A 23,154-nucleotide genomic window follows, 5' to 3' on the forward strand; every position below is an offset into this window, starting at 1 on the left:
CAGCCGGCAGAACACCATTCGCGAGCAAGCCCGCTCCTACGAAAAGCCAACCCCCACCCACGCACCACCCATCTTTGGTTGGCCCCCAACGCCCGCCCAACCGCTCGATGGCGTCTTGGCGCACGCCGGGAATTGCGTTAGCGTGCGGCCGCAACCGTGGTAACCCGCCCGAGGGGTAGACAATGAAAAAGTGGCAATGCGTAGTCTGCGGACTCATCTATGACGAATCCCAAGGCTGGCCGGAAGAGGGCATCGCAGCGGGCACCCGCTGGGAAGACGTGCCCGAGGACTGGCTGTGCCCGGACTGCGGCGTCGGCAAGCTGGACTTCGAGATGATCGAAATCGGCTGAGCCGTCCCGGCATCCCTGCGAGCGGCGGCCAGTGGCCGCCGTTTTCGTGTCCGGCCCCGTGCTTGAGCGCTTCGCGCGCTTGGCCGGGCTGCCGCCGGGCGCCGGCAACCCTGCCCTTGGCGGGGGGCGGAAAAGTGCGCTAGGTTGCCCTGGCAACCCGCAGGAGGTTCGACGATGCGCAAATGGCAATGCGTGGTCTGTGGCTTCATCTACGACGAGGCCCTCGGCCTGCCCGAGGAGGGCATCGCCCCCGGCACCCGCTGGGAAGACATTCCCGCCGACTGGGTCTGCCCCGACTGCGGCGTGGGCAAGATCGACTTCGAAATGATCGAAATCGCCTGACAGGCCCCGCGAAACCCTGAATTCCACCGAGCCGGCCAAGCCGCTCGGTCCCGTTCGATGTGGAGAATCCAATGAGCGAGAACGCACCGCTGGTGATCATCGGCACCGGCCTGGCCGGCTACAACCTGGCGCGCGAATGGCGCAAGCTGGACGCGCAAAGCCCGCTGCTGCTGATCACCGCCGACGACGGCCGCTCCTACTCCAAGCCGATGCTCTCCACCGGCTTCTCCAAGAACAAGGACGCCGACGGCCTGGCCATGGCCGAGCCCGGCGCCATGGCCGAGCAGCTGAAGGCGCGCATCCTCACCCACACCCGCGTCACCGGCATCGACCCGGGGCACAAGCGCATCTGGATCGGCGAGGAGCAGGTCGAGTACCGCGACCTGGTGCTGGCCTGGGGCGCCGAGACGATCCGCGTGCCGGTGCAGGGCGACGCCCTGGACGCCATCTTCCCGATCAACGACCTGGAGGACTACGCGCGCTTCCGCGCCGCGGCCGCCGGCAAGCGCCGCGTGCTGCTGCTGGGCGCCGGCCTGATCGGCTGCGAGTTCGCCAACGACCTGTCCGCCGGCGGCTACCAGATCGACGTGGTCGCTCCCTGCGAGCAGGTCATGCCCGGCCTGCTGCACCCCGCCGCCGCCGCGGCCGTGCAGGCCGGCCTGGAAGGCCTGGGCGTGCGCTTCCACCTGGGCCCGGTGCTCAACCGCCTGGAGCGCGCCGGCGAGAGCCTGGAGGCGCACCTGTCGGATGGCCAGGCGATCCCCTGCGACCTGGTGGTCTCGGCCGTCGGCCTGCGCCCGCGCATCGACCTGGCCGCCGAGTCGGGCCTGGAGGTCAACCGCGGCGTGGTGGTGAACCGCGAGCTGCGCACCTCCCACGCCAACATCTACGCCCTGGGCGACTGCGCCGAGGTCGACGGCCTCAACCTGCTCTACGTGATGCCGCTGATGAGCTGCGCCCGCGCCCTGGCCCAGACCCTGGCGGGCAAGCCGACAGCAGTGTCCTACGGCCCCATGCCGGTCACCGTGAAGACCCCGGTGTGCCCGCTGGTGGTCTCGCCGCCGCCCCGCGGCAGCGATGGCCAATGGCTCGTGGAAGGCTCTGGCGCGGACCTCAAGGTGCTATGCCGGGATACCGCCGGTCGCTTGCTCGGATACGCCCTGACCGGCGCGGCAGTCAGCGAAAAACTCTCGCTGAACAAGGAGTTGCCGGCACTTCTGGCTTGAAAGTCCTCGGTTATGGCGCTTCTGTCGTGGGAATGTATCCGCAAATTGTCAGACGATACTGGCGTACCAGCCTGCGGCGTGCCATCCTCCCCCCGTCTGCCGCAGCCTAGAGCCTGTAGGGCCTGGGCCGCGGTGCCTTAGGCGCTGTTGGGAAGACAGCACGGACACAAAAACAACAAACCGTCAAAGAGGCATCTATGCGTAAACCAGAACTCGCCGCCGCGATCGCCGAGAAGGCCGACCTCACCAAAGAACAAGCCAACAAGGTGCTGAACGCGCTGCTGGATGAGATCACCGGCGCGCTGAACCGCAAAGACAGCGTCACCCTCGTTGGTTTCGGCACCTTCATCCAGCGCCACCGTGGCGCCCGCACCGGCAAGAACCCGCAGACCGGCCAGCCGGTGAAGATCAAGGCCAGCAACACCGTTGCCTTCAAGCCGGGCAAGGCCCTGAAGGACGCCGTCAACTAAGGCTGTTCCCAGCCCCGGAGCCAGAGCGGCTCCGGGCTACTCCTGCCGTTACATTTCCCTTCGAAAGTACGGATGTAGTCCTTTCGGCTAATCGCTACAATGCGCAGTCATTTGTCTCGAACGCCGAGGTCTGTGCATGAAATTCCGTCTTCTGTTGTGGTTCCTCGGCCGTATGATGGCCAAGTCCTCGCGCGACAACCCGACCTTCCGCCAGCAGCTCGAAGGCAAGGACCTGGTGTTCCAGCTGCACAGCCTGGACGGCAAGGTCGCCCGCCACTACATCGTCCGTGACCAACGCGTCAGCGCCCGCCGCGGCGTGCACCCGCAGCCGGCCTTCGCCATCGGCTTCCGCGACAGCGCCTACGGCTTCGCCACCTTGACCTCGAAGAACCCGCAACTGGCCTTCATGCAGGGCATCCAGAGCAAGGACATCCAGATCCAGGGCAACCCGGCGCTGGTGATCTGGTTCCAGGGCCTGGTGAAGTACCTCAAGCCGAAGAAGAAGGCCGCGGCCAAGGCGGTGGAGAAGGAAGCGGCCTGAGGCTGCCCTTGTCCCGCGAGGCACGGTATTCCCCCTGTAGGAGCGGACCTTGTCCGCGATAGCCGGACATATCGGCACGATTCGCGGATGAGATCCGCTCCTACGCTGCGCCACCCACACCGTCCCCATGTAGGAGCGCGCCCTGCGCGCGAAATCGCGGGCAGGGCCCGCTCCTACAGTTCGCTGGGATGCATGGCATTCCCCCTGTAGGAGCGGACCTTGTCCGCGATAGCCGGACATATATCGGCGCGGATCGCGGATGAGATCCGCTGCGCCACCCGCGGCATTCCCTGTCTTGCCGGCTGCGCCAAGGCGCTTTTCGTAGGATGGGTTGAGCCTTGGCGAAACCCATGCGGTCGTGGCGATGGGTATCGCTTCGCTCAACGCCATCCTACGGGTCTTGTGTTTGCCGGAGGGCGCGCTTCTACAGGTCTGTCCGCAGCCAGATCAGTGCGGGCTGTTCATCTGCGAAGCCAGCTCGCGTAGCACGGCTTCGGCGTCCAGTACCTTGCGCACCGCGTCCTCGGCCCTTTCCCGGGGGATGTCCAGGCGGTCGAGCAGGGCTTGCGGCACGCCCTGTTGCGGGCCGCTGCCGATGCCGTTCTGGCGCAGCAGGCGGGTGGCCAGGCACACCAGGTTGGCGTAGGCGGCATTGGGGCCGGCGTAGTCCGGGTCGTGCTGGAAGCGCAGCGCGGTGTAGATCTCCTCGGGCATGTCCCAGGCGCGCATCAGCCAGGCGCCGATCTGCTCGCGGGTGATGCCCAGCAGGTGCTGCTCGACGAGGTTGTGCGGCACGTGCGGGTTGACCTCCAGGTGGCGGCAGATCAGCGAGAAGTGCGGCGGGAAGATGTGCGCCAGGACCAGGTAGCCGATGCTGTGCAGCAGGCCGCCGAGGTAGGTCAGGCCGGCCTCCGGGCGCTCGGCGCGGGGCACGGCGCGGGTCAGGCCCTCGATCACCGCGGCGGTGTAGATCGCCTGCTGCCAGTAGGGCGTGGCGTGCTGCGGCTGGTCCTTGGGCAGGCTCAGGGTCTTGCCCAGGGCCAGGCCGAGGGCCAGGTTGATCACCAGGTCGAAGCCCAGCACGCGGACGATGGCGTCTTCCACCGAGCGGATCTTGCCGGGCGCGGCGTAGTAGGGCGAGGCGGCCCAGCTGACCACCTGGGCGGCCAGCGCCGGGTCGGTCTCGACCACGCCGGTGATGTCGTCCACGGTGGCGTTGGGGTCCACCCGCAGCTTGATGATCTTCTGCGCGGTCTTGGGCAGCGGCGGAATCTCGATGGTCTCTTCCAGGCGCTGCTGGATGCGCCGCGCGGTGAAGGCCTGCACCGCCTGGGTGATCTCGGCGCGATCGTCGTTGGGGCGGTCGAGGTTCGGCCGGATCTGCTCCAGGGACACGCCGAAGCGCGCCGCGCTGGCCTTCTCCAGCACCTGGCGGAAGTCGCTGGTGGCGATCTCCAGCAGGGTGCCGGGGTTGCCGGATTCGATCAGCAGCTGCGGCTCCTGCAGCAGGCACTCGTCGTACAGGCAGGGCGAGCTGGTCAGCGGCGGCAGCGCCGGCAGGCGGCTGAGCTGGTGCTTGCCGAGCATGCGCTCCAGGCGCTCCGGCTTGATCGCCAGCAGCTTGCGCCCGGTCAGCTCGGTCAGGCGGTTGAGGTCCAGCAGCTGGTTCTGCGGGAAGAGCACCAGCAGGGTGCCCACCGAGTCTTCCAGCAGGCTCGCCTGCACGCGGCGGGCGCTGGGCAGTTGGTCGTCGTCGGGCAGCTCGCGGCAGGGCACGCCGAGGCGGTCGAGCAGCTGGAGGATGACCGACGGGGCGGGGAGGACTTCGGCGAGTGCGGCTTCGCTCATGGGCTTTGTGATCCGGTTAGCAACTGCAGCCGGGAGTATACCCAGCGGCTATTCGTGACTGGCCAGTCATCCGACCGGTGAAATTGAAGCAGGTCACACTTGGCCGTATTGCTGGCCATGTCGGAGCCAACGCTCCAGCAGCGGGCCGACGTGCTGCGGCCAGCGCGCCAGCAGGGCCTGGGCGGCGTCGCGCACCGCCGGCAGCAGGTCGGCGTCGCGCATCAGGTCCGCGACCTTGAACTGTAGCAGACCGGTCTGCCGCGTCCCGAGCATCTCGCCGGGGCCGCGCAGTTCCAGGTCGCGCTCGGCGATGACGAAGCCGTCGCAGGTCTCGCGCATGATCGCCAGGCGTTCGCGGCCGATCTGCGACAGCGGCGGATGGTAGAGCAGCACGCAGTGGCTCGCCGCGCTGCCGCGGCCGACGCGCCCGCGCAGCTGGTGCAGCTGGGCCAGGCCGAGGCGCTCGGGGTTCTCGATGATCATCAGGCTGGCGTTGGGCACGTCCACGCCGACCTCGATCACCGTGGTCGCCACCAGCAGTTGCAGCAGGCCTTCCTTGAAGGCCTCCATCACCGTGGCCTTCTCCGCCGGCTTCATGCGCCCATGGATCAGGCCCACGCGCAATTCGCCCAGGGCCGCGGCGAGTTCCTCGTAGGTGGTCTCGGCGGCCTGGCAGGTGAGTTCTTCGGATTCTTCGATCAGCGTGCACACCCAGTAGGCCTGGCGGCCTTCGCGGCAGGCGGCGCGGACGCGCTCGATCACCTCGATGCGGCGGCTGTCGGCGACCAGCACGGTGTTCACCGGGGTGCGCCCGGGCGGCAGCTCGTCGAGGATCGAGGTGTCCAGGTCGGCGTAGGCGCTCATCGCCAGGGTCCGCGGGATGGGCGTGGCGGTCATGATCAGTTGGTGCGGGCAGAGCCGGCCGTCGACGCCCTTCTGGCGCAGGGCCAGGCGCTGCTGCACGCCGAAGCGGTGCTGCTCGTCGATGATCACCAGGGCCAGGCGCTTGAACTTCACCTCGTCCTGGAACAGCGCGTGGGTGCCGACCACCATGGGCACGCCGGCGGCGATCTGCTCCAGCGCGGCGGCGCGGGCCTTGCCCTTGAGCTTGCCGGCCAGCCAGGCGACCTCGATGCCCAGCGGCTGCATCCACTTGCTGAAGTTGAGGTAGTGCTGTTCGGCGAGGATTTCCGTGGGCGCCATCAGCGCCACCTGGTAGCCGGCCTCCAGGGCCTGTAGCGCGGCCAGGGCGGCGACCACCGTCTTGCCGGCGCCGACGTCGCCCTGCACCAGGCGCAGCATGGGTTCGGGCTGCGCCAGGTCGTAGGCGATCTCCGCGCCCACGCGCTGCTGCGCGCCGGTGGGGGCGAAGCCGAGGTTGGCCAGGAAGCGCTGCGGCAGTTTCTTCGCCGGCGGCAGCTCGGGCGCGTGCTGGGCGCGCAGGCTCTCGCGCAGGCGCTGCAGCGACAGCTGGTGCGTCAGCAGTTCCTCGAAGGCCAGGCGGTGCTGGGCCCAGTGGCGGCCCTCGGCGAGCTCTTCGAGGTTGGCGTCCGGCGGCGGCCGGTGCAGGTAGCGGATGGCTTCGTCGAGGGGCGCCAGGCGGTAGTCGCGGGCCAGCTCCTCGGGCAGCCAGTCGGGCAGGCTGTTGGGCCCCAGGCGCGCCAGGGCCTGCTGGCTGAGGGTGCGCAGGCGCTGCTGGGTGAGGCCTTCGGTGGTCGGGTAGATGGGCGTCAGGGTCTGTTCCACCGGTGCCGGCGCGGCGTCGTTCAGCGCGCGGTACTCGGGGTGGTAGATCTCCAGACCCGAGGCGCCGGGGCGGGCCTCGCCGTAGCAGCGCAGGTGGGTGCCGCGCTTGAGGCCTTCCTTCTGCGCCTGGCTGAAGTGGTAGAAGCGCAGGCTCAGGGTGCCGCTGCCGTCCTGCAGGCGCACCAGCAGGCTGCGGCGCTTGCCCATGACCACGTCGGCGCCGGAGACCACGCCCTCGACCACCGCGTCCTGGCCCGGGCGCAGCGCGCCTATGGGGGTGACGCGGGTGCGGTCCTGGTAGCGCAGCGGCAGGTGGAAGAGGATGTCCTGGAGGTTCTCCAGGCCCACCCGCGCCAGCTTTTCCTCCAGCGCGGCGCCGACGCCCTTGAGCGCCGTGACCGGGACGTTGGCCAGCTCGGTCATGCCGGTTGGGCGTCGCCCTTGGCGGTCGGCCGGGCCACCGAGCACAGGCGGATGGAATCGGCCAGCACTTCGATGGCGCGCGGCCGCGGGAAGCTGGCGCGCCAGGCGATGGCCACGGTGCGCAGCGGCGCCGGCGGGGTGAACGGGCGGATCTCGATCACCCCGGGGGCGTAGTGGTGGCTGTCCACCGCCGAGAACGGCAGCACCGACACGCCCAGGCCGGAGGCGACCATGTGGCGGATGGTCTCCAGCGAGCTGGATTCCACGGTGGTGTGGCGGTTTTCCTCGCCCCGGCGGGTGGTCGGGCAGGCTTCCAGCACCTGGTCGCGGAAGCAGTGGCCCTCGCCGAGCAGCAGCAGGCTCTTGTCGTTGAGCATCTCGGCGTCGATGGTCTGCCGGGCGGTCCAGGGGTGGTCGGCCGGCATCAGCACGTAGAAGGGCTCGTCGAACAGCGGCAGGGTGAGGACGTCGGCCTCCTGGAACGGCAGGGCGATGATGATCGCGTCCAGCTCGCCGGTGCGCAGCTTGTCGCGCAGGATGTGGGTGAAGTTCTCTTCGATGTACAGCGGCATCTGCGGCGCCACCCGGTGCAGCTGCGGGATCAGGTGCGGGAACAGGTAGGGGCCGATGGTGTAGATGGCGCCGACCTTCAGCGGCGAGGTCAGCTGGTTCTTGCCGGCCTGGGCCAGCTCGCGGATGCCCTGGGCCTGCTCCAGCACCTTCTGCGCCTGGGCCACGATGCCTTCGCCCACCGGGGTCAGGCGCACCGCGCTCTTGCTGCGCTCGAAGATCAGCACGCCGAGCTCGTCCTCCAGCTTCTTCACGCCGACCGACAGGGTCGGCTGGCTGACGTGGCAGCGCTCGGCGGCGCGGCCGAAATGCTGCTCCTGGGCGAGCGTGACGATGTAGCGCAGTTCGGTGAGGGTCATGGCGACTAATCCGTTGAGTTGGGCCAAGCATAGCGGCTGCGCGGTTGCGAACCAACCGCGCTAAACTCCGGGGCCCTGTCTTTAGGAGGCGAAGATGCCTGCGAATGTTCTGATCGCCGGTTGCGGCGACGTCGGCAGCCGTCTCGGCCGCCAGTTGGCCGCTGAAGGTTGGCGCGTGTATGGGCTGCGCCGCGATACCTCCGCGCTGCCCGCGGGCATCCTGCCGGTGGCCGGCGACCTGGGCAGCGCCGAGTGCCCGCCGGCCTGGCCCGAAGGCGAACTGGACTATGTGGTTTACGCCGCCGCCGCGACCCAGCACGACGAGGCCGGCTACCGCGCCGCCTACGTCGACGGCTTGCGCCACTGCCTGGGCTGGCTGCAGCAGCGCGGGCAGCGGCCCCGGCGTGTGCTGTTCGTCTCCAGCAGCGGCGTCTACGCCCAGGCGGACGGCGAGTGGATCGACGAGACCTCGCCCGCCGAGGCCCGGCAGTATTCCGGGCGGATCATGCTCGACGCCGAGCGCGTGGCGCTGGACAGTGGCATCCCCGCTACCGTGGTGCGCCTGACCGGCATCTACGGCCCCGGCCGCGAGTGGCTGCTCAAGCAGGTGCGCGAAGGCTACCGGGTGGCCGTCGAGCCGCCGCTGTACGCCAACCGCATCCATGCCGAGGACGCCGCCGGGCTGCTGGCCTGCCTGCTGCGCGCCGATGCCGCGGGCAAGCCGCTGGAAGACTGCTATATCGGCGTGGACGACGCACCCGCGCCGCTGGCCGAGGTGGTGGGCTACCTGCGCGGGCTCATGGGCGTCAGCCACTGGGCGGACGAGCAGAGCGTGCGCCGCACCGGCAGCAAGCGCTGCAGCAACGCCCGCGCCAGGGCGCTGGGCTGGGTGCCGCGCTACCCCAGCTACCGCGAGGGCTACGCCGCCATCCTCGCCGGGCGCAGGGACTGAGGTGGACGCCAACCGGTTGCTGGCGCGCCCCTGGCTGCCCGGGGTGGAGCTGTTCCATGCGGACTTCTCCGGCCAGCCGTTCGGCCGCCACAGCCACGACGCCTTTGCCATCGGCGCCATCCTCCACGGCGCCGGCGGCTACCAATGCCGCGGCGCGCGCCACGTGCTGCCGGCCGGCACCCTGTCGCTGATGAATCCGGAGGAGCCGCACACCGGCAACGCCGAGAGCGAGCGGCTGGTCTACCGCATGCTCTACATCGAGGAATCGCGTTTGCTACCGCTGCTGGGTCGCAAGCAGTTGCCGCGCGGCTTCCAGGAATTGAACCCGGGCGACGATGGCTTGGTCGCGCAAGCCCTGGCGCGGGTGGCCGGCGAATTCGAGCGCAACGACGCGTTGGGCCTGGAAAGCGAGCTGCTGGCGCTGCTGGAGTTGGTCTTCGTGCGCCACGGCGGCATGCGCCCGGCGGCTTCGGCGAACCGCGACGGCGGCGTCACCGCGCGGCTGCGCGACTACCTGGAAAGCCATTACCGCGAGGCGGTGAGCCTGGAGCAACTGGCCGCCCTGGTGCAGCGCCACCCGCGTCACCTGATCGAGAGCTTCCGCCGCGCCTACGGCGTGCCGCCGCACACCTACCTGCTGCAGCGCCGGGTGCGCGAGGCCAAACGCCTGCTGGTGGAGGGCGCCACGCCCATCGAGGCGGCGTTGGAGCTGGGCTTCTGCGACCAGGCGCATTTCTCCGGCACCTTCCGCCGCTTCACCGGCGTGACCCCGGGGCGTTTCCGCAGCGCCACGCGCACCTGAGTTTCCTACAAGACCGCCGCCGCGCCGTCTGGCCAGACTGGCCTCCCGCCACTTCCGGGAGAACGCCATGTTCGCCGCCTTCGCGCTGGTCGCCAGCACCCATTTTGCCGCCCTGCTGTCGCCGGGGCCGGACTTCTTCCTGCTGATCCGCGCCGCCTTGCTGCGCGGTCGCCGCCATGCCGACGGCTGCGCCAGCGGCATCGCCCTGGCCAACCTGGCGAGCATGGGGCTGGTGCTGCTGGTCCTCGGCCAACTGCCCGACCTGGCGAACCACGGCCTGCGGGTGGTGCAGCTGCTGGGCGGGGCCTACTTCGTCTGGCTGGGCGCCCAGGCGGTGTTGGCGCGGCGCGAACTGGAGATTCCCGGGGAAAGCGCTGGGCAGCGCGCTGGAGGTTTCTTCCACGGCCTGCGCGAAGGCTTCCTGGCCAGCAGCCTGAATCCCAAGCTGCCGATCTTCTACACCGGGCTGTTCGGCGTGCTCGGGCCCTTCCACCTGCCGGGTTGGGCGCTCGGCGCCTGCGTGCTGTGGATGGGCGCGGTGGTGCTGTTCTGGGACCTGGCCCTGGTGCGCCTGCTGGATCGGCGGCGCTGGCGCGGCTGGCTGCAGCGCCGGGTGCGCGCGCTGGACCGTACCTGCGGCGCCCTGCTGCTGGCGCTGGGCGGCTGGTTGCTGTGGCTGGGCGTGCGCTGAAGGCGCCGCGCGGGGCGGCGCCGGCGGTTCAGTCGCGTTCCAGCAGCCAGACGCGCTTGCCCGGGGCGTATTCGGGCATCTCGTCGGCCTGGGCGCGGTTCACCGCTTCGAAGAGTTCCAGCTTGTCGTCCTCGCGCTGGAACAGGTATTCGCGGCCCTGGCGGCCCTGTTGCAGCCAGATGCTGTCGCTGTCGCCGCTCATGGCCGCGCAGTCGCCGGCCAGGCACAGGGCGTAGCGGTCGGCGCTGGGCATGCCCTCCACGCGGCCGTCGGCCTGGAAGGTCACCTTGCTGCCCTGGCCCGGGCCTTCCTGGATCACCCAGGTGCCCTTGAGGAAGCTGCCGTACAGGGCGCGCTGGAAGCTGGCGCCGATGGGCGCCGGGCCCTGCTGTTCGGGGCGGGCGAAGCGCTGTTCCGGCCAGTTCTCGCTGCCCACCTGCAGCAGTTGCTTGCCGTCCACCGCCAGCTCTTCCTGCTTGCTGCCGTAGAAGGCCACCTGCCAGTGCTTCTTGTCCGCCGGGTCCTGGCTCAGCTGGCCTTCGCCCTGTTCGAAGCCGTTGCTGAAGGTGGCTTGCTGGCGCTTGGTGTCGAGCCGCCATTCCAGGTTGGGGCCGTAGGCCAGCAGCGCCTCGCGCAGCTTGCCGCTCTTGCTGGCGGCGTCGATGGCGGCCTGGTTGATCCAGGTGCCGGACGGATCGGGGGTGCCGGCGCAGCCGGTCAGCAGGCCAAGCAGGGCGCTCAGGACGAGGGCGCGACGCATGCGGGTGCTCCTTGCGGACGAACGGGGAAAAACGAACGGGGCCGCGAGGGCCCCGTTCGGGAGTGGAGGATTACTCCAGGACGACGATGGCGTCCATCTCGACCTGGGCGCCCTTGGGCAGGGCGGCCACGCCGATGGCGGCGCGCGCCGGGTAGGGCTGGGTGAAGTAGCGGCCCATGATCTCGTTGACCTTGGCGAAGTGCGACAGGTCGGTGAGGAAGATGTTCAGCTTGGCCACGTCGTGCAGGTAGCCGCCGGAAGCCTCGATCACCGCCTTGAGGTTCTCGAACACCTGGACGACCTGCTCCTCGAAGCCCTCGACCAGTTCCATGGTCTGCGGGTTCAGCGGGATCTGCCCGGAGACGTAGACGGTGTTGCCGGCCTTGATCGCCTGGGAGTAGGTGCCGATGGCCGCGGGGGCCTTGTCGGTGTGGATAACGGTCTTGGTCATGTCGACTCCTTGCGAGGGGTGGGATCAGCTGCGCACGCGGGTGATCCGGACCACCCCCTTGAGCGCGCGCAGCTTCTTGATGACGCGGGCCAGGTGCACGCGGTCGTGCACGCTGACCACCAATTGGACCACGCTGACGCGACCGTCGCGCTCGTCCATGCTGATCTTCTCGATGTTGCCGTCGGCGGCGTTGACGCTGGTCGCCAGCAGGGCGATCAGGCCGCGCTGGTGTTCCAGCTCGACGCGCAGCTCGACGTTGAACTCGCCGGTGACATCCTTGGCCCAGCTGAGCTGGATGCATTTTTCCGGGTTGTTGCGGATTTCGCTGATGTTCCTGCAGCTTTCCAGGTGCACCACCATGCCCTTGCCGGCCGACAGGTGGCCGACGATGGGGTCGCCGGGGATCGGCGTGCAGCACTTGGCGTAGCTCAGCACCAGGCCCTCGGTGCCGCGGATCGCCAGCGGCCCTTCGGCGTTGGTGGCGGCGGCGTCGCCTTCGCTGGAGAGCAGGCGGCGGGCGACCACGTAGGCCATGCGGTTGCCCAGGCCGATTTCTTCGAGCAGGTCCTCGAAGACTTCCATGCGGTACTCGTTGAGCACGCCCTGGATGCGTTCGGCGGGGATTTTCTCCAGGTGGCTGTCGAAGCCGGCCAGTGTCTTGTTCAGCAGGCGCTCGCCGAGGCTGATGGACTCGGAGCGGCGCTGCTGCTTGAGCGCGTGGCGGATGTGCGTGCGCGCCTTGCCGGTGACCACGAAGTTGAGCCAGGCCGGGTTCGGCCGGGTGCCCGGCGCGGTGACGATCTCCACCGTCTGGCCGCTCTGCAGCGGTTCGGACAGCGGCGCCAGGCGGCGGTTGATGCGGCAGGCGATGCAGCTGTTGCCCACGTCGGTGTGCACCGCGTAGGCGAAGTCCACCGCCGTGGAGCCCTTGGGCAGCTCCATGATGCGGCCCTTGGGCGTGAAGATGTAGACCTCGTCCGGGAACAGGTCGATCTTCACGTTCTCGATGAATTCCAGCGAGTTGCCGGCGCGCTGCTGCAGTTCGAGGATGCCCTTGACCCACTGGCGGGCGCGGGCGTGGGTGCCTTTCTGCACCTCGTCCTCGTTGGACTTGTACAGCCAGTGCGCGGCGATGCCGTGGTTGGCCATCTCTTCCATCTCGCGGGTGCGGATCTGGATTTCGATGGGCACGCCGTGCATGCCGAACAGCGTGGTGTGCAGCGACTGGTAGCCGTTGGCCTTGGGAATCGCGATGTAGTCCTTGAAGCGACCGGGGAACGGCTTGTACAGGTTGTGCACGGCGCCGAGCACGCGGTAGCAGGTGTCGACCTTGTCGACGATGATGCGGAAGGCGTAGACGTCCATGATCTCGTTGAACGCCTTGCGCTTGCCGCGCATCTTCTTGTAGATGCTGAACAGGTGCTTCTCGCGGCCCAGCACCTGGCCTTCCATGCCCTCGCGGGCCAGGCAGTTGACCAGCGATTCCTGGATCTTGCCGACGATCTCGCGGCGGTTGCCGCGGGCCTTCTTCACCGCCTGGCGGATGCGCTCGGAGCGCATCGGGTGCATGGCCTTGAAGCCCAGGTCCTCGAATTCCACGCGCATGCTGTGCATGCCCAGGCGGTTGGCGATGGGCGCGTAGATTTCCAGGGTTTCCTTGGCGATGCGCCGGCGCTTCTCGCCGGACAGCACTTCCAGGGTGCGCATGTTGTGCAGGCGGTCGGCCAGCTTGACCAGGATCACGCGGATGTCGCGGGCCATGGCCATGGCCATCTTCTGGAAGTTCTCGGCCTGGGCCTCGGCCTTGGACTCGAAGTTCATCTGGGTCAGCTTGCTGACCCCGTCCACCAGTTCCGAGACGGTTTCGCCGAACTGCGCGGTGAGCGCTTCCTTGGCGATGCCGGTGTCCTCGATCACGTCGTGCAGCATGGCCGCCATCAGGCTCTGATGGTCCATGTGCATGTCGGCGAGGATGTTGGCGACGGCGAGCGGATGGGTGACGTAGGCCTCGCCGCTGCGGCGGCGCTGCCCGTCGTGGGCCTGCTCGGCGTAGTAGTAGGCACGGCGGACCAGGTTGACCTGGTCCGGACCGAGATAGCTCGAGAGCCGGTCGGCGAAGGCGTCTATGCTCGGCAAGGCATCACCCCCTGCCGAGTGGACGGCGCCTGTGGTCGTCGGCCGGTCATCGAATTACAGGGCCTCGTTGTTGGCCTCGTCTTCGAAGGCGGCGAACAGCGGTTCTTCTTCAACCACGTCCTCCTGCTGAACGACTTCAGCATCGACCAGGCCGGAAGCGATCTCGCGCAGGGCGACTACGGTGGGCTTGTCGTTTTCCCAGGCTACCTTCGGCTCCTTGCCGCCGGTGGCCAGCTGGCGCGCGCGCTTGGTGGCGAGCATGACCAGCTCGAAACGGTTATCGACGTTGTCCAGGCAGTCTTCGACGGTGACGCGGGCCATGGTGTTCCTCGTTGCGGAAAATGGAGCCCGGGTTTCCGGGCGGACTGAATAGTCTAAAAAATCGCCAATCTTTATGGAAGGGCCGTTTGTTATGCCGACGGCTGCAACAGCTCCTCGAGCAACCGCTCGTGGCGCTTCTGCTGGGCGTCCTGGCGCAGCTGGCGGGCACGGAAGATCGACTTGAGGTCTTCCAGAGCATGGGCGAAATCGTCGTTGATCACCAGATGATCGTATTCGACGTAGTGACTCATTTCGTTGACCGCCTCGCGCATGCGCCGCTCGATCACCTCGTCGCTGTCCTGGCCGCGGTTGGTCAGGCGCTGGCGCAGGGCGTGCTGGCTCGGCGGCAGGATGAAGATCGACTGCGCGTGGGGCATCAGCCGGCGCACCTGCTGGGCGCCCTGCCAGTCGATCTCGAGGATCAGGTCGAGGCCTTCGGCGAGGGTCTTTTCCACCCAGCGCTGCGAGGTGCCGTAGAGGTTGCCGAAGACTTCGGCGTGCTCGAGGAACTCGTCGCGTTCGAGCATGGCGGTGAAGGTGTCGCGGCCGACGAAGTGGTAGTTCACCCCGTCCACCTCGCCCGGGCGCATGCCGCGGGTGGTGTGGGAGACCGAGACGCGCACGCTGGGCATGGCCTCGAGCAGCGACTTCACCAGGCTGGTCTTGCCGGCGCCGGAAGGCGCGGAAACGATGTAGAGGGTGCCGGACATGACTGAATCCTGGGGCTATGGGTGGAAAGCGAGCGCGCGGCTCACTCGATATTCTGGACCTGCTCGCGCATCTGTTCGATGAGCACCTTGAGGTTCACCGCGGCCTGGGTCGAGCGCGGGTCGAAGGCCTTGGAGCCGAGGGTGTTGGCCTCGCGGTTGAGTTCCTGCATGAGGAAATCCAGGCGGCGGCCGGCGGCGCCACCGGCCTTGAGCACCCGGCGCACTTCGGCGACGTGGGTGCTCAGGCGGTCGAGTTCCTCGGCGACGTCGCTCTTCTGCGCCAGCAGGACCATTTCCTGCTCCAGGCGCTGCGGGTCGGCTTCCAGCTTCAGTTCGGCGAAGCGGTCGAGGATCTTCTGCCGCTGGTTGCCGAGCATCTGCGGCACCAGTTCGCGCAGGTTGGCCACTTCTTCCTGCATGGCGCCCAGGCGCTCGTCGATGATCCGTGCCAGTTCCGCGCCTTCGCGGGCACGGCCGGCCTTGAGCTCGTCCAGCGCCTGGTTGAAGGCGGTCATGGCCTCGGCGTTGAGCGCCTGCGGGTCGGCGGCATCGCCCACCAGCACGCCCGGCCAGGCCAGCACGGCCAGCGGGTCGATCGGCGCCGGCTGCCTGATCAGCGCGGCCACGCCCTCGGCGGCGGCCACCAGCTGCGCGGCGCGCTCGCGGTCGACCTGCAGCGGCTTGCCGGCGGTGTCCTCGTTGAAGCGCAGGGTGCATTCCACCTTGCCGCGCGACAGGCCCTGGCGCAGCGCCTCGCGCACCGGCCCTTCGAGGTCGCGGAAGGTTTCCGGCAGGCGCAGGTTCGGCTCCAGGTAGCGGTGGTTCACCGAGCGCAGTTCCCAGCTCAGGGTCCCATTGGTCCCGGCCCGTTCGACGCGGGCGAAGGCGGTCATGCTGTGAACCATGGGGCTACCTCGCTGTGATTCGACTGAAAGCGATGAAATGTCATCGTGAACCGGCAATTGTACCCCAGCGGGGCCGGCCGCCGCACGCCGGCGGTGGTTGCCTGGCTGCCGGGGCCTCTATAATGGCGGCCAGTATCCGATTCAATCTCGCATAGGAAGTCTCGATGAACCGTCCCAGTGGCCGCGCCGCCGACCAGTTGCGCCCGATCCGCATCACCCGCCACTACACCAAGCATGCCGAGGGTTCGGTTCTGGTGGAGTTCGGCGACACCAAGGTGATCTGCACCGTGAGCGCCGAGAGCGGCGTGCCGCGCTTCCTCAAGGGCCAGGGGCAGGGCTGGCTGACCGCCGAGTACGGCATGCTGCCGCGCTCCACCGGCGAGCGGAATGCCCGCGAGGCCAGCCGAGGCAAGCAGGGCGGCCGCACCCTGGAGATCCAGCGCCTGATCGGCCGTTCGCTGCGCGCCGCGCTGGACCTGACCAAGCTGGGCGAGAACACCCTGTACATCGACTGCGACGTGATCCAGGCAGACGGCGGCACCCGCACCGCGTCCATCACCGGCGCCACCGTGGCGCTGATCGACGCCCTGGCGGTGCTGAAGAAGCGCGGCGCGCTCAAGGGCAACCCGCTCAAGCAGATGGTCGCCGCGGTCTCCGTGGGCATCTACCAGGGCGTGCCGGTGCTCGACCTGGACTACCTGGAGGATTCCGCCGCCGAGACCGACCTGAACGTGGTGATGACCGACGCCGGCGGCTTCATCGAGGTGCAGGGCACCGCCGAGGGCGAGCCGTTCAAGCCGGCCGAGTTGAACGCCATGCTGGAACTGGCGCAGCAGGGCATGCAGGAAATCTTCGAACTGCAGCGCGCCGCGCTGGCCGACTGACGCAGGAGGGGCGGGGATGAACGACGAACTGCAAGCGCGACCGAGCCAGGAAGCCCGGCAGTGGGCGATGTTCTGCCACTTCTCCGCCTTCCTCGGGCTGGTCTTTCCCTTCGGCAACCTGCTGGGGCCGCTGATCGTCTGGCAGATCAAGCGCGAGTCCGATCCCTTCGTCGACAGCCAGGGCAAGGAAGCGCTGAACTTCCAGATCACCGTCAGCCTGGCGATGCTGGTCAGCTTCTTCCTCTGCCTGCTGGTGATCGGCTTCCTGCTGCTGGCGCTGGTCTGCGCCGGCGCCCTGGTGCTGACCGTGATCGCCGGGGTCAAGGCCAACGAGGGCCGCGACTACCGCTATCCGTTCACCTGGCGGCCGTTGAAGTAGCTGCTAGAAGCTGGAAGCGTGGCGGCTTTTGCTTCCAGCTTCAGGCTTCTAGCTTCCAGCTCTCAAATACTGAGCGTCCAGTCGTAGTCGATGATCAGCGGCGCGTGGCGCGAGAAGCGCGGCTGCCGCGGCAGCTTGGCGCTGCGCACGAAGCGGCGCAGACCCGGGGTGAGGATCTGGTAGTCGAAGCGCCAGCCCAGGTTCAGCATCTCGGCCTGCTCGCTGTCCGGCCACCAGCTGTACTGGTCGCCTTCGCGGTTGACCTCGCGCAGGGCATCGACGTAGCCCATGTTGCCGAACACCTCGTCCATCCAGCCGCGCTCGGGCGCGAGGAAGCCGGGCATCTGCTGGCATTCGCGCCAGTTCTTCACGTCCAGCTTGTTGTGGGCCAGGTACAGCGACCCACAATAGATGTACTCGCGGCGCTTGCGGCGCTGCTTGTTCAGGTAGGCGGCGAAGTCTTCCATGAACTTGAACTTCTGGTTCAGGTTCTCGTCACCCTCCTGCCCGCTCGGCAGAAGAATGCTGGCAATACTCACCTTATCGAAATCGGCTTGCAGGTAGCGCCCGTAACGATCGGCCATCTCGAAACCCAGCCCGCTTATGACGGCCTTGGGTTGCAGACGACTATAGATTGCGACGCCACCCTGGCTGGGCACTTCGGCGTCGCAGGCGTACAGGAAGTAGCCGTCCAGCTGGTAGGACGGGTCGTCCAGATCGAAAGCGGAGGCGCGGGTATCCTGCAAGCAGATCACGTCGGCATTCTGGGCTTGCAACCAGCTGAGCAATCCCCGCTCGGCTGCAGCCTGAATACCATTCACGTTCACACTGATGATCCGCATAAATGGCCCCCAAAATCACGTGTGTGTATGATACCCGAGCTCAAACGGTTTAGCTAAATTCATACCGGCCGGTTCTATTCCCATGCAGGCATATCAACGCGATTTCATCCGTTTCTCCATCGAGCGCGGCGTACTGCGCTTCGGCGAATTCACGCTCAAGTCCGGGCGCACCAGCCCTTATTTCTTCAATGCCGGCCTGTTCAACAGTGGCCTGGCGTTGGCCAAGCTGGGGCGCTTCTACGCCGCCGCGGTCGTCGACAGCGGCATCGATTTCGATGTCCTGTTCGGCCCGGCCTATAAAGGAATCCCGCTGGCGGCCGCTACAGCGGTGGCGCTGGCCGAGCAGCACGGGCGCGACCTGCCCTGGTGCTTCAACCGCAAGGAAGCCAAGGACCACGGCGAAGGCGGCACCCTGGTGGGCGCGCCGCTGGCCGGCCGGGTGCTGATCGTCGACGACGTGATCACCGCCGGCACCGCGATCCGCGAGGTCATGCAGATCATCGAGGCCCAGGGCGCCAGGGCCGCCGGCACGCTGATCGCGCTGAACCGCCAGGAGCGCGGCCGCGGCGAGCTGTCGGCGATCCAGGAAGTGGAGCGCGACTTCGGCATGCCGGTGGTCAGCATCGTGTCCCTGGAGCAGGTCCTCGAATACCTGGCCGGCGACGCCGAGCTCAAGCGTCACCTGCCGGCGGTCGAGGCCTATCGCGCGCAGTACGGAATCTAACCAGAACAGGGTGTCCGGCATGGCCAAGCAGGGTGCTTTTCGCCGTGGTGCATTGATGGGGTTGCTGGCCTTCGGGCTGGCCGGGCCGGCGCTGGCGGCGAATTCCGCCGGCAAACCCTCGTCCGGCGGCGCCGTCGAGATGTACCGCTACGTCAACGACAAGGGTGTGACCGTCATCGATCGTCTGGGCGTGCCGTCGCAGTACATCGGCAAGGGCTACGAGGTACTTAACGAGCAGGGGCGGGTGATCCGCGTGGTGCCGCCGGCGCCGACCGCGGAGGAAATCCAGCAGCGCAAGGCCGCCGCCGCCCAGGCCAGTTCCGATGCCCAGCTGCTGCGCCTGTACACCAGCGTCGAGGACGTCGACCGCGCCCGCGAGCGCAAGCTGTCCGAGCTGGATGGCCTGAGCAGCGTGGCCCGGGGCAACCTGCAGTCGCTGAAGACGCAGCAGGGCAACCTGCAGGCCCAGGCCGCCGACGCCGAGCGCGCCGGGCGCCAGGTGCCGCAGCAGTTGGTCGAGCAGTTGGCCAACCTGAAGGACGAGGAGCAGCGCCTGCTGCGCGACATCGCCCACTACCAGCAGCTGCGCGCCCAGGCCAAGGCCGCCTTCGAGGCGGACCGCGCGCGCCTCGCGCAATTGCTCGGCGCCTCCCGCTAGTCCGTCAGTCGACGGGCAGGTGCTCGAATTTCGCGATGCGCTCGCGCAGCCAGCCCGGCAGGGGCTGGCTCTGCCGCTGGTCGTTGGCGTAGGCGTAGATCAGCTCGCCGAGGGTCAGCGGCTGGCCCTCGCACCAGATCGCCACCTGGAAGGTCAGGCTGCTGCGTCCCAGGCGCGCGACGCGCACGCCCATGTCCAGCCAGTCGTCGTAGCGCGCCGGGGCGAAGTACTCCAGGCTGCTCTTCACCGCGAACAGGTCGCCGCCGCCGCGCAGCAGGTCGGCCGGGTAGCGGATCTCCAGGTTGCGGTAGTACTCGGTGGTGGCGACGTCCGCGTAGGTCAGGTAGTTGCCGTTGAAGACGATGCCCTGCGGGTCGACTTCCGACCAGCGCACGCGCAGGCTGTGGAAGAAGTGGAACTGGTGGCGTTCAGGGAAGGCTGAAGGCATTGCGGCCTCCGGAAGGAAGAGGGGAACCGCCACGGCGGGCGCCGTGGCGGGTAGTGCTCAGTGGCGCGGCTTGCGGTTGCTGATCAGGGTGCCGACACCGCTGTCGGTGAAGATTTCCAGCAGCACGGCGTTGGGCACGCGGCCATCGATGATGTGCGCGCTGGTCACGCCGCCCTGCACCGCTTCCAGGGCGCAGCGGATCTTCGGCAGCATGCCGCCGTAGATGGTGCCGTCGGCGATCAGGCTGTCCACCTGCTCGGTGGTCAGGCCGGTGAGCACCTGGCCCTGCTTGTCCATCAGGCCGGCGATGTTGGTCAGCAGCATCAGCTTCTCGGCCTTCAGCGCCTCGGCCACCTTGCCGGCCACCAGGTCTGCGTTGATGTTGTACGACTCGCCGTTGGCGCCCACGCCGATGGGCGCGATCACCGGGATGAAGTCGCCCCTGACCAGCATGTTCAGCAGCTCGGTGTTGACCCCGGTGACCTCGCCGACGTGGCCGATGTCGATGATTTCCGGCTTGGTCATCTCCGGCGTCTGGCGGGTGACGGTGAGCTTCTTCGCGCGGATCAGCTCGGCGTCCTTGCCGGTCAGGCCGATGGCGCTGCCGCCGTGGCGGTTGATCAGGTTGACGATGTCCTTGTTCACCTGGCCGCCGAGGACCATCTCCACCACGTCCATGGTCTGCGCGTCGGTGACGCGCATGCCGTCGATGAAGTGGCTCTCGATGGACAGGCGGTTGAGCAGGTCGCCGATCTGCGGGCCGCCGCCGTGCACCACCACCGGGTTGATGCCGACCGCCTTCATCAGCACCACGTCGCGGGCGAAGCTGTTCTTCAGCTCGTCGGTCTCCATGGCGTTGCCGCCGTACTTGATGACCAGCGTCTTGCCGACGAAACGGCGGATGTAGGGAAGCGCTTCGGCAAGGACGCGGGCTACCTGGGCTGCGTCATCGCGGCTCTGGGACATGGTGCTGGGCTCCGGCATGGTCAGGTCAGAAGGGGATGGTCAGGGCGGGGTCGACCGCCTTGAGCTGGTTGCGGAACACGTCCTTGATGCGTTCCAGTTCGGCTTCGGAATCCGCCTCGAAGCGCAGCACCAGCACCGGCGTGGTGTTGGAGGCGCGTACCAGGCCCCAGCCCTTGGGATAATCGACACGCACGCCGTCGAGGGTGGTGAGGTTGGCCTCGCCCCACTGGCCGTCGCGCTGCAGCGCTTCGATCAGGGCGAACTTGCTCTCGTCGGTGACGGTGATGTTGATTTCCGGTGTTGAGACGTCCAGCGGGAAGGCCGAGAACACATGCTCGCTGTCGCGTTTGTCGAGGCTGATGATCTCCAGCAGGCGGGCGGCGCTGTAGATGCCGTCGTCGAAGCCGTACCAGCGCTCCTTGAAGAAGATGTGGCCGCTCATCTCGCCGGCCAGCAGCGCGCCGGTTTCCTTCATCTTCTTCTTGATCAGCGAGTGGCCGGTCTTCCACATCACCGGGCGGCCGCCGTAGCCGCTGATGAGGGAGATCAGGCGGCGGGTGCACTTGACGTCGAAGATGATGTCGGCGCCCGGGTTGCGCGAGACCACGTCCTTGGCGAACAGCATCAGCAGGCGGTCGGGGTAGATGATGGTGCCTTCGTTGGTCACCACGCCCACGCGGTCGCCGTCGCCGTCGAAGGCCAGGCCGAGGTCGGCGCCGGTTTCCCTGACCTTGGCGATCAGGTCTTCGAGGTTCTCCGGCTTGCCCGGGTCCGGGTGGTGGTTGGGGAAGGTGCCGTCGACGTCGCAGTACAGCGGGATGACGGTGCAGCCCAGGGCCTCGATCAGTTGCGGGGCGATCACGCCGGCGACGCCGTTGCCGCAGTCCACCACCACTTTCAGCGGCTTGGCCAGGGCGATGTCGTCGCGGATCTGCTGGAAGTAGCGCGGCAGGATGTCCACCTGCTGCACCTTGCCCACGCCGCTGGCGAGGTCGTTGTTCTCGATGCGCTCGCGCAGGGCCTGGATCTGCTCGTTGGCCAGGGTCTCGCCGGCGACGACGATCTTGAAGCCGTTGTAGTCCGGCGGGTTGTGGCTGCCGGTGAGCATCACGCCCGACTTGCCTTCCAGGACGTTGGCCGCGTAGTACAGCACCGGGGTCGGCACCATGCCGATGTCGGTGACCTGGCAGCCGCAGTCGAGCAGGCCCTGGATCAGTTGCTGGACCAGCTCCGGGCCCGACAGGCGGCCGTCGCGGCCGACGCTGACGCAGGGCTCGCCACGGGCCAGGCTCTCGGAACCGATGGCGCGGCCCACCCAGTAGGCGGTCTCGGCGGTCAGGGTGTCGCCGACCACGCCGCGGATATCGTAGGCGCGGAAGATGCTGGCGGGCAGTTGCGGGGCTTTGGGCGTGCTCATGGCGGGGGTTTGCTCCAATCCCAGGAGGTCCTGGTCTTCATCAAGAATGTCGATGTCCAGAATGTCAGTGTTCTGGAACAGTGGGTCGACCAGCTGCGTCTCGGCGCTGGCCGGCTTGTCGATCTTCGCCGCCACCGGGCGGGGCTCGGGGGCCGGTGCGGGGCTGGCGGGGGCCGGGGGCTCGGCCTTGCGCCTGGGCTGCCGCGCCAGCGCCTGGGCCAGCGGTTGCAGTGCGGCGAGGCCGACTTCAGGTGCTTTGGCAGTGCGCTGGCCACCGAGTTCCTGCAAGTACTGACCGATGGCCTGGGCGTCCTGGCGCAGGCGCCGTTGCAGGGCGCTTTGCGCGAGGTACACGCCCAGCAGCGCGCCGGCCAGCGCCAGCAGTGCGGCGCAGCCCAGCAGAGCCGGGGGATACAGCGCGGCGGTCAGGGCCGGGCCGGGGGTGAAGCTGAGTTTCCAGTTCGGGTTGCCGCTGGCCAGGTTCAGCGGCGCGGCGTTGCCGGCCTCGCCGCGTTGCAGCAGGACCTGCGCCGGCGAGCTGCCGAACTGCTGGGCCAGCTGCAGCTGGCCGGTGTCGGCGGGCATGTCCGGCAGGGCCTTGAGCAGGCGCTGCAGGTCGAAGACCAGCATCAGGCTGCCCTGGATGGCGTTGTCCGGGCCGCGCAGCGCCGTGGCGCTGTAGAGCAGCCAGCGCTGGCCGACGCGGTAGGCCTCGGGGGCGACGTTCTGCCCGCTCTCGGCGCGGCGCAGCATGTCCAGGGCGGCGTAGTTCAGCGGGCCGGGACGCTGGTTGTCCTGGCTGGCCTGGCCGCTGGCGTTGAGGTGGACGTCCACCAGGCCGTCCTGGTGCCAGTGGGCGAGGGTGGCCTCCAGGGCGCGGGCGCTGTTGGCGTCGGCCAGCGCCGGCAGCAGCGCGGGGTTGGCGGCGGCGCTACGGGTGTCGGCGGCGAGCTGGAGCAGGGCCTGGCGCAGGGCGCCGGACTGGCTTTCGCCCCAGGCGCCGGCCAACTGCTGGCGGTGCATCTGCTCGGCGCTGCCGAACAGCGTCAGCCACAGCAGGGCGCCGGCGGCGGCCACGCCGAGGGTCGCCACACCCAGGGCCGGCAGCAGCGACTTGAGTTCCGGCCGGGCCGCCGGGCCTGCCGAAGCCTTCGGCGGCGGGGCGACTTCCGGCAGGTCGGCCGTTCCCTTGGCACTGCGTTGGAAAAGTTTCATGCAACATCTCCTCGGCGA

At 68.2% G+C, this 23,154-nt stretch carries 25 protein-coding genes; 12 read left to right on the top strand and 13 right to left on the bottom strand.

Annotation, left to right across the window (positions count from 1 at the left end):
- Nucleotides 1–182 precede the first annotated feature (182 nt).
- The 5 genes from QSJ95_RS21190 to QSJ95_RS21210 all read left to right on the top strand — a co-directional run bounded on the left by QSJ95_RS21190 (nucleotide 183) and on the right by QSJ95_RS21210 (nucleotide 2,929).
- Nucleotides 183–350, top strand: coding sequence for a rubredoxin (locus QSJ95_RS21190; protein WP_009614173.1), 168 nt, complete (start codon nucleotides 183–185; stop codon nucleotides 348–350).
- A gap of 174 nt (nucleotides 351–524) precedes the next feature.
- Nucleotides 525–692: a rubredoxin gene (locus QSJ95_RS21195; RefSeq protein WP_009614171.1), complete on the top strand. Its 168-nt coding sequence runs from the start codon at nucleotides 525–527 to the stop codon at nucleotides 690–692.
- 71 nt (nucleotides 693–763) lie between these two features.
- A complete protein-coding gene (locus tag QSJ95_RS21200) occupies nucleotides 764–1,918 on the top strand; it encodes an NAD(P)/FAD-dependent oxidoreductase (protein ID WP_285645115.1) in 1,155 nt (384 codons plus the stop codon).
- Between the two features lie 197 nt (nucleotides 1,919–2,115).
- A complete protein-coding gene (locus QSJ95_RS21205; protein ID WP_009614168.1) occupies nucleotides 2,116–2,388 on the top strand; it encodes an HU family DNA-binding protein in 273 nt (90 codons plus the stop codon).
- A 136-nt stretch (nucleotides 2,389–2,524) separates the two neighbouring features.
- On the top strand, nucleotides 2,525–2,929 hold the full coding sequence (locus tag QSJ95_RS21210) for a helicase (RefSeq protein ID WP_285645118.1): 405 nt from the start codon (nucleotides 2,525–2,527) through the stop codon (nucleotides 2,927–2,929).
- Nucleotides 2,930–3,376: 447 nt separating this feature from the next.
- Here QSJ95_RS21210 and QSJ95_RS21215 read toward each other — a convergent pair whose 3' ends face one another.
- The 3 genes from QSJ95_RS21215 to QSJ95_RS21225 form a co-directional block, all read right to left on the bottom strand.
- Nucleotides 3,377–4,777: an aminoacyl-tRNA deacylase and HDOD domain-containing protein gene (locus tag QSJ95_RS21215; RefSeq protein WP_285645119.1), complete on the bottom strand. Its 1,401-nt coding sequence runs from the start codon at nucleotides 4,775–4,777 to the stop codon at nucleotides 3,377–3,379.
- Nucleotides 4,778–4,870: 93 nt separating this feature from the next.
- Nucleotides 4,871–6,946, bottom strand: coding sequence for an ATP-dependent DNA helicase RecG (gene recG / locus QSJ95_RS21220; protein ID WP_058072113.1), 2,076 nt, complete (start codon nucleotides 6,944–6,946; stop codon nucleotides 4,871–4,873).
- Nucleotides 6,943–7,875, bottom strand: coding sequence for a hydrogen peroxide-inducible genes activator (locus QSJ95_RS21225; protein WP_009614159.1), 933 nt, complete (start codon nucleotides 7,873–7,875; stop codon nucleotides 6,943–6,945). The genes recG and QSJ95_RS21225 overlap by 4 nt, the downstream gene beginning before the upstream one ends.
- Nucleotides 7,876–7,969: 94 nt before the next feature.
- Between QSJ95_RS21225 and QSJ95_RS21230 the strand changes: the two genes are divergently transcribed.
- The 3 genes from QSJ95_RS21230 to QSJ95_RS21240 all read left to right on the top strand — a co-directional run bounded on the left by QSJ95_RS21230 (nucleotide 7,970) and on the right by QSJ95_RS21240 (nucleotide 10,320).
- Nucleotides 7,970–8,827 carry an NAD-dependent epimerase/dehydratase family protein gene (locus QSJ95_RS21230; protein ID WP_285645122.1) on the top strand — a complete coding sequence of 286 codons (858 nt, stop codon included), beginning with the start codon at nucleotides 7,970–7,972 and terminating at the stop codon, nucleotides 8,825–8,827.
- 1 nt (nucleotide 8,828) lies between these two features.
- Complete coding sequence (locus QSJ95_RS21235; RefSeq protein ID WP_285645124.1) at nucleotides 8,829–9,629, top strand: helix-turn-helix transcriptional regulator; 801 nt, start codon at nucleotides 8,829–8,831, stop codon at nucleotides 9,627–9,629.
- 67 nt (nucleotides 9,630–9,696) lie between these two features.
- On the top strand, nucleotides 9,697–10,320 hold the full coding sequence (locus QSJ95_RS21240; RefSeq protein WP_043315004.1) for a LysE family translocator: 624 nt from the start codon (nucleotides 9,697–9,699) through the stop codon (nucleotides 10,318–10,320).
- Nucleotides 10,321–10,348: 28 nt separating this feature from the next.
- Here QSJ95_RS21240 and QSJ95_RS21245 read toward each other — a convergent pair whose 3' ends face one another.
- The 6 genes from QSJ95_RS21245 to QSJ95_RS21270 all read right to left on the bottom strand — a co-directional run bounded on the left by QSJ95_RS21245 (nucleotide 10,349) and on the right by QSJ95_RS21270 (nucleotide 15,603).
- On the bottom strand, nucleotides 10,349–11,080 hold the full coding sequence (locus tag QSJ95_RS21245) for a hypothetical protein (RefSeq protein ID WP_276215919.1): 732 nt from the start codon (nucleotides 11,078–11,080) through the stop codon (nucleotides 10,349–10,351).
- A gap of 70 nt (nucleotides 11,081–11,150) precedes the next feature.
- Complete coding sequence (ridA, locus tag QSJ95_RS21250; protein ID WP_009614149.1) at nucleotides 11,151–11,531, bottom strand: deaminase RidA; 381 nt, start codon at nucleotides 11,529–11,531, stop codon at nucleotides 11,151–11,153.
- Nucleotides 11,532–11,555: 24 nt separating this feature from the next.
- Nucleotides 11,556–13,667 carry a bifunctional GTP diphosphokinase/guanosine-3',5'-bis pyrophosphate 3'-pyrophosphohydrolase gene (gene spoT / locus QSJ95_RS21255; RefSeq protein ID WP_043268111.1) on the bottom strand — a complete coding sequence of 704 codons (2,112 nt, stop codon included), beginning with the start codon at nucleotides 13,665–13,667 and terminating at the stop codon, nucleotides 11,556–11,558.
- A gap of 54 nt (nucleotides 13,668–13,721) precedes the next feature.
- The gene (rpoZ, locus tag QSJ95_RS21260) at nucleotides 13,722–13,988 is read right to left on the bottom strand and encodes a DNA-directed RNA polymerase subunit omega (RefSeq protein WP_009614145.1); all 267 of its coding nucleotides are present in this window, start codon (nucleotides 13,986–13,988) and stop codon (nucleotides 13,722–13,724) included.
- Nucleotides 13,989–14,077: 89 nt separating this feature from the next.
- On the bottom strand, nucleotides 14,078–14,698 hold the full coding sequence (gene gmk, locus QSJ95_RS21265) for a guanylate kinase (RefSeq protein WP_009614143.1): 621 nt from the start codon (nucleotides 14,696–14,698) through the stop codon (nucleotides 14,078–14,080).
- Between the two features lie 41 nt (nucleotides 14,699–14,739).
- Entirely contained in the window at nucleotides 14,740–15,603 is an 864-nt protein-coding gene (locus tag QSJ95_RS21270; protein WP_009614141.1) for a YicC/YloC family endoribonuclease, read from the bottom strand.
- Between the two features lie 164 nt (nucleotides 15,604–15,767).
- Between QSJ95_RS21270 and rph the strand changes: the two genes are divergently transcribed.
- Together rph and QSJ95_RS21280 are read left to right on the top strand one after the other, a co-directional pair.
- Entirely contained in the window at nucleotides 15,768–16,487 is a 720-nt protein-coding gene (gene rph, locus QSJ95_RS21275) for a ribonuclease PH (RefSeq protein ID WP_009614139.1), read from the top strand.
- A 16-nt stretch (nucleotides 16,488–16,503) separates the two neighbouring features.
- The gene (locus tag QSJ95_RS21280) at nucleotides 16,504–16,866 is read left to right on the top strand and encodes a DUF4870 domain-containing protein (protein WP_043268113.1); all 363 of its coding nucleotides are present in this window, start codon (nucleotides 16,504–16,506) and stop codon (nucleotides 16,864–16,866) included.
- 62 nt (nucleotides 16,867–16,928) lie between these two features.
- Here QSJ95_RS21280 and crc read toward each other — a convergent pair whose 3' ends face one another.
- On the bottom strand, nucleotides 16,929–17,708 hold the full coding sequence (gene crc / locus QSJ95_RS21285) for a catabolite repression control protein Crc (RefSeq protein ID WP_009614136.1): 780 nt from the start codon (nucleotides 17,706–17,708) through the stop codon (nucleotides 16,929–16,931).
- Between the two features lie 82 nt (nucleotides 17,709–17,790).
- On the opposite strand from crc, the gene pyrE reads away from it, so the two are divergent.
- Nucleotides 17,791–18,432 carry an orotate phosphoribosyltransferase gene (gene pyrE, locus QSJ95_RS21290; RefSeq protein ID WP_285645130.1) on the top strand — a complete coding sequence of 214 codons (642 nt, stop codon included), beginning with the start codon at nucleotides 17,791–17,793 and terminating at the stop codon, nucleotides 18,430–18,432.
- Between the two features lie 19 nt (nucleotides 18,433–18,451).
- Nucleotides 18,452–19,090 (top strand): DUF4124 domain-containing protein, encoded by a 639-nt coding sequence (locus tag QSJ95_RS21295; RefSeq protein WP_134163351.1) that lies wholly within the window; start codon nucleotides 18,452–18,454, stop codon nucleotides 19,088–19,090.
- Between the two features lie 4 nt (nucleotides 19,091–19,094).
- Here QSJ95_RS21295 and QSJ95_RS21300 read toward each other — a convergent pair whose 3' ends face one another.
- From QSJ95_RS21300 to QSJ95_RS21310, 3 genes are read right to left on the bottom strand one after another with little or no spacing between them, the layout of a single operon-like run.
- Nucleotides 19,095–19,538, bottom strand: coding sequence for an acyl-CoA thioesterase (locus QSJ95_RS21300; RefSeq protein ID WP_285645133.1), 444 nt, complete (start codon nucleotides 19,536–19,538; stop codon nucleotides 19,095–19,097).
- 57 nt (nucleotides 19,539–19,595) lie between these two features.
- Nucleotides 19,596–20,504 carry an acetylglutamate kinase gene (argB, locus tag QSJ95_RS21305; RefSeq protein WP_043315009.1) on the bottom strand — a complete coding sequence of 303 codons (909 nt, stop codon included), beginning with the start codon at nucleotides 20,502–20,504 and terminating at the stop codon, nucleotides 19,596–19,598.
- Between the two features lie 25 nt (nucleotides 20,505–20,529).
- Complete coding sequence (locus QSJ95_RS21310; protein ID WP_285645136.1) at nucleotides 20,530–23,136, bottom strand: phosphomannomutase/phosphoglucomutase; 2,607 nt, start codon at nucleotides 23,134–23,136, stop codon at nucleotides 20,530–20,532.
- Nucleotides 23,137–23,154: the final 18 nt, after the last annotated feature.

The sequence above is a fragment of the Pseudomonas sp. NBRC 100443 genome, from assembly GCF_030268185.1.
Lineage (GTDB): Bacteria > Pseudomonadota > Gammaproteobacteria > Pseudomonadales > Pseudomonadaceae > Pseudomonas > Pseudomonas citronellolis.

What these genes read in the sequence shown, in the direction of transcription:
- QSJ95_RS21190 (WP_009614173.1), top strand. Translation starts at nt 183, where the DNA reads ATGAAAAAGTGGCAATGCGTAGTCTGCGGACTCATCTATGACGAATCC.
- QSJ95_RS21195 (WP_009614171.1), top strand. Translation starts at nt 525, where the DNA reads ATGCGCAAATGGCAATGCGTGGTCTGTGGCTTCATCTACGACGAGGCC.
- QSJ95_RS21200 (WP_285645115.1), top strand. Translation starts at nt 764, where the DNA reads ATGAGCGAGAACGCACCGCTGGTGATCATCGGCACCGGCCTGGCCGGC.
- QSJ95_RS21205 (WP_009614168.1), top strand. Translation starts at nt 2,116, where the DNA reads ATGCGTAAACCAGAACTCGCCGCCGCGATCGCCGAGAAGGCCGACCTC.
- QSJ95_RS21210 (WP_285645118.1), top strand. Translation starts at nt 2,525, where the DNA reads ATGAAATTCCGTCTTCTGTTGTGGTTCCTCGGCCGTATGATGGCCAAG.
- QSJ95_RS21215 (WP_285645119.1), bottom strand. Translation starts at nt 4,777, where the DNA reads ATGAGCGAAGCCGCACTCGCCGAAGTCCTCCCCGCCCCGTCGGTCATC.
- recG (WP_058072113.1), bottom strand. Translation starts at nt 6,946, where the DNA reads ATGACCGAGCTGGCCAACGTCCCGGTCACGGCGCTCAAGGGCGTCGGC.
- QSJ95_RS21225 (WP_009614159.1), bottom strand. Translation starts at nt 7,875, where the DNA reads ATGACCCTCACCGAACTGCGCTACATCGTCACGCTCGCCCAGGAGCAG.
- QSJ95_RS21230 (WP_285645122.1), top strand. Translation starts at nt 7,970, where the DNA reads ATGCCTGCGAATGTTCTGATCGCCGGTTGCGGCGACGTCGGCAGCCGT.
- QSJ95_RS21240 (WP_043315004.1), top strand. Translation starts at nt 9,697, where the DNA reads ATGTTCGCCGCCTTCGCGCTGGTCGCCAGCACCCATTTTGCCGCCCTG.
- QSJ95_RS21245 (WP_276215919.1), bottom strand. Translation starts at nt 11,080, where the DNA reads ATGCGTCGCGCCCTCGTCCTGAGCGCCCTGCTTGGCCTGCTGACCGGC.
- ridA (WP_009614149.1), bottom strand. Translation starts at nt 11,531, where the DNA reads ATGACCAAGACCGTTATCCACACCGACAAGGCCCCCGCGGCCATCGGC.
- rpoZ (WP_009614145.1), bottom strand. Translation starts at nt 13,988, where the DNA reads ATGGCCCGCGTCACCGTCGAAGACTGCCTGGACAACGTCGATAACCGT.
- gmk (WP_009614143.1), bottom strand. Translation starts at nt 14,698, where the DNA reads ATGTCCGGCACCCTCTACATCGTTTCCGCGCCTTCCGGCGCCGGCAAG.
- QSJ95_RS21270 (WP_009614141.1), bottom strand. Translation starts at nt 15,603, where the DNA reads ATGGTTCACAGCATGACCGCCTTCGCCCGCGTCGAACGGGCCGGGACC.
- rph (WP_009614139.1), top strand. Translation starts at nt 15,768, where the DNA reads ATGAACCGTCCCAGTGGCCGCGCCGCCGACCAGTTGCGCCCGATCCGC.
- QSJ95_RS21280 (WP_043268113.1), top strand. Translation starts at nt 16,504, where the DNA reads ATGAACGACGAACTGCAAGCGCGACCGAGCCAGGAAGCCCGGCAGTGG.
- crc (WP_009614136.1), bottom strand. Translation starts at nt 17,708, where the DNA reads ATGCGGATCATCAGTGTGAACGTGAATGGTATTCAGGCTGCAGCCGAG.
- pyrE (WP_285645130.1), top strand. Translation starts at nt 17,791, where the DNA reads ATGCAGGCATATCAACGCGATTTCATCCGTTTCTCCATCGAGCGCGGC.
- QSJ95_RS21295 (WP_134163351.1), top strand. Translation starts at nt 18,452, where the DNA reads ATGGCCAAGCAGGGTGCTTTTCGCCGTGGTGCATTGATGGGGTTGCTG.
- QSJ95_RS21300 (WP_285645133.1), bottom strand. Translation starts at nt 19,538, where the DNA reads ATGCCTTCAGCCTTCCCTGAACGCCACCAGTTCCACTTCTTCCACAGC.
- argB (WP_043315009.1), bottom strand. Translation starts at nt 20,504, where the DNA reads ATGTCCCAGAGCCGCGATGACGCAGCCCAGGTAGCCCGCGTCCTTGCC.
- QSJ95_RS21310 (WP_285645136.1), bottom strand. Translation starts at nt 23,136, where the DNA reads ATGAAACTTTTCCAACGCAGTGCCAAGGGAACGGCCGACCTGCCGGAA.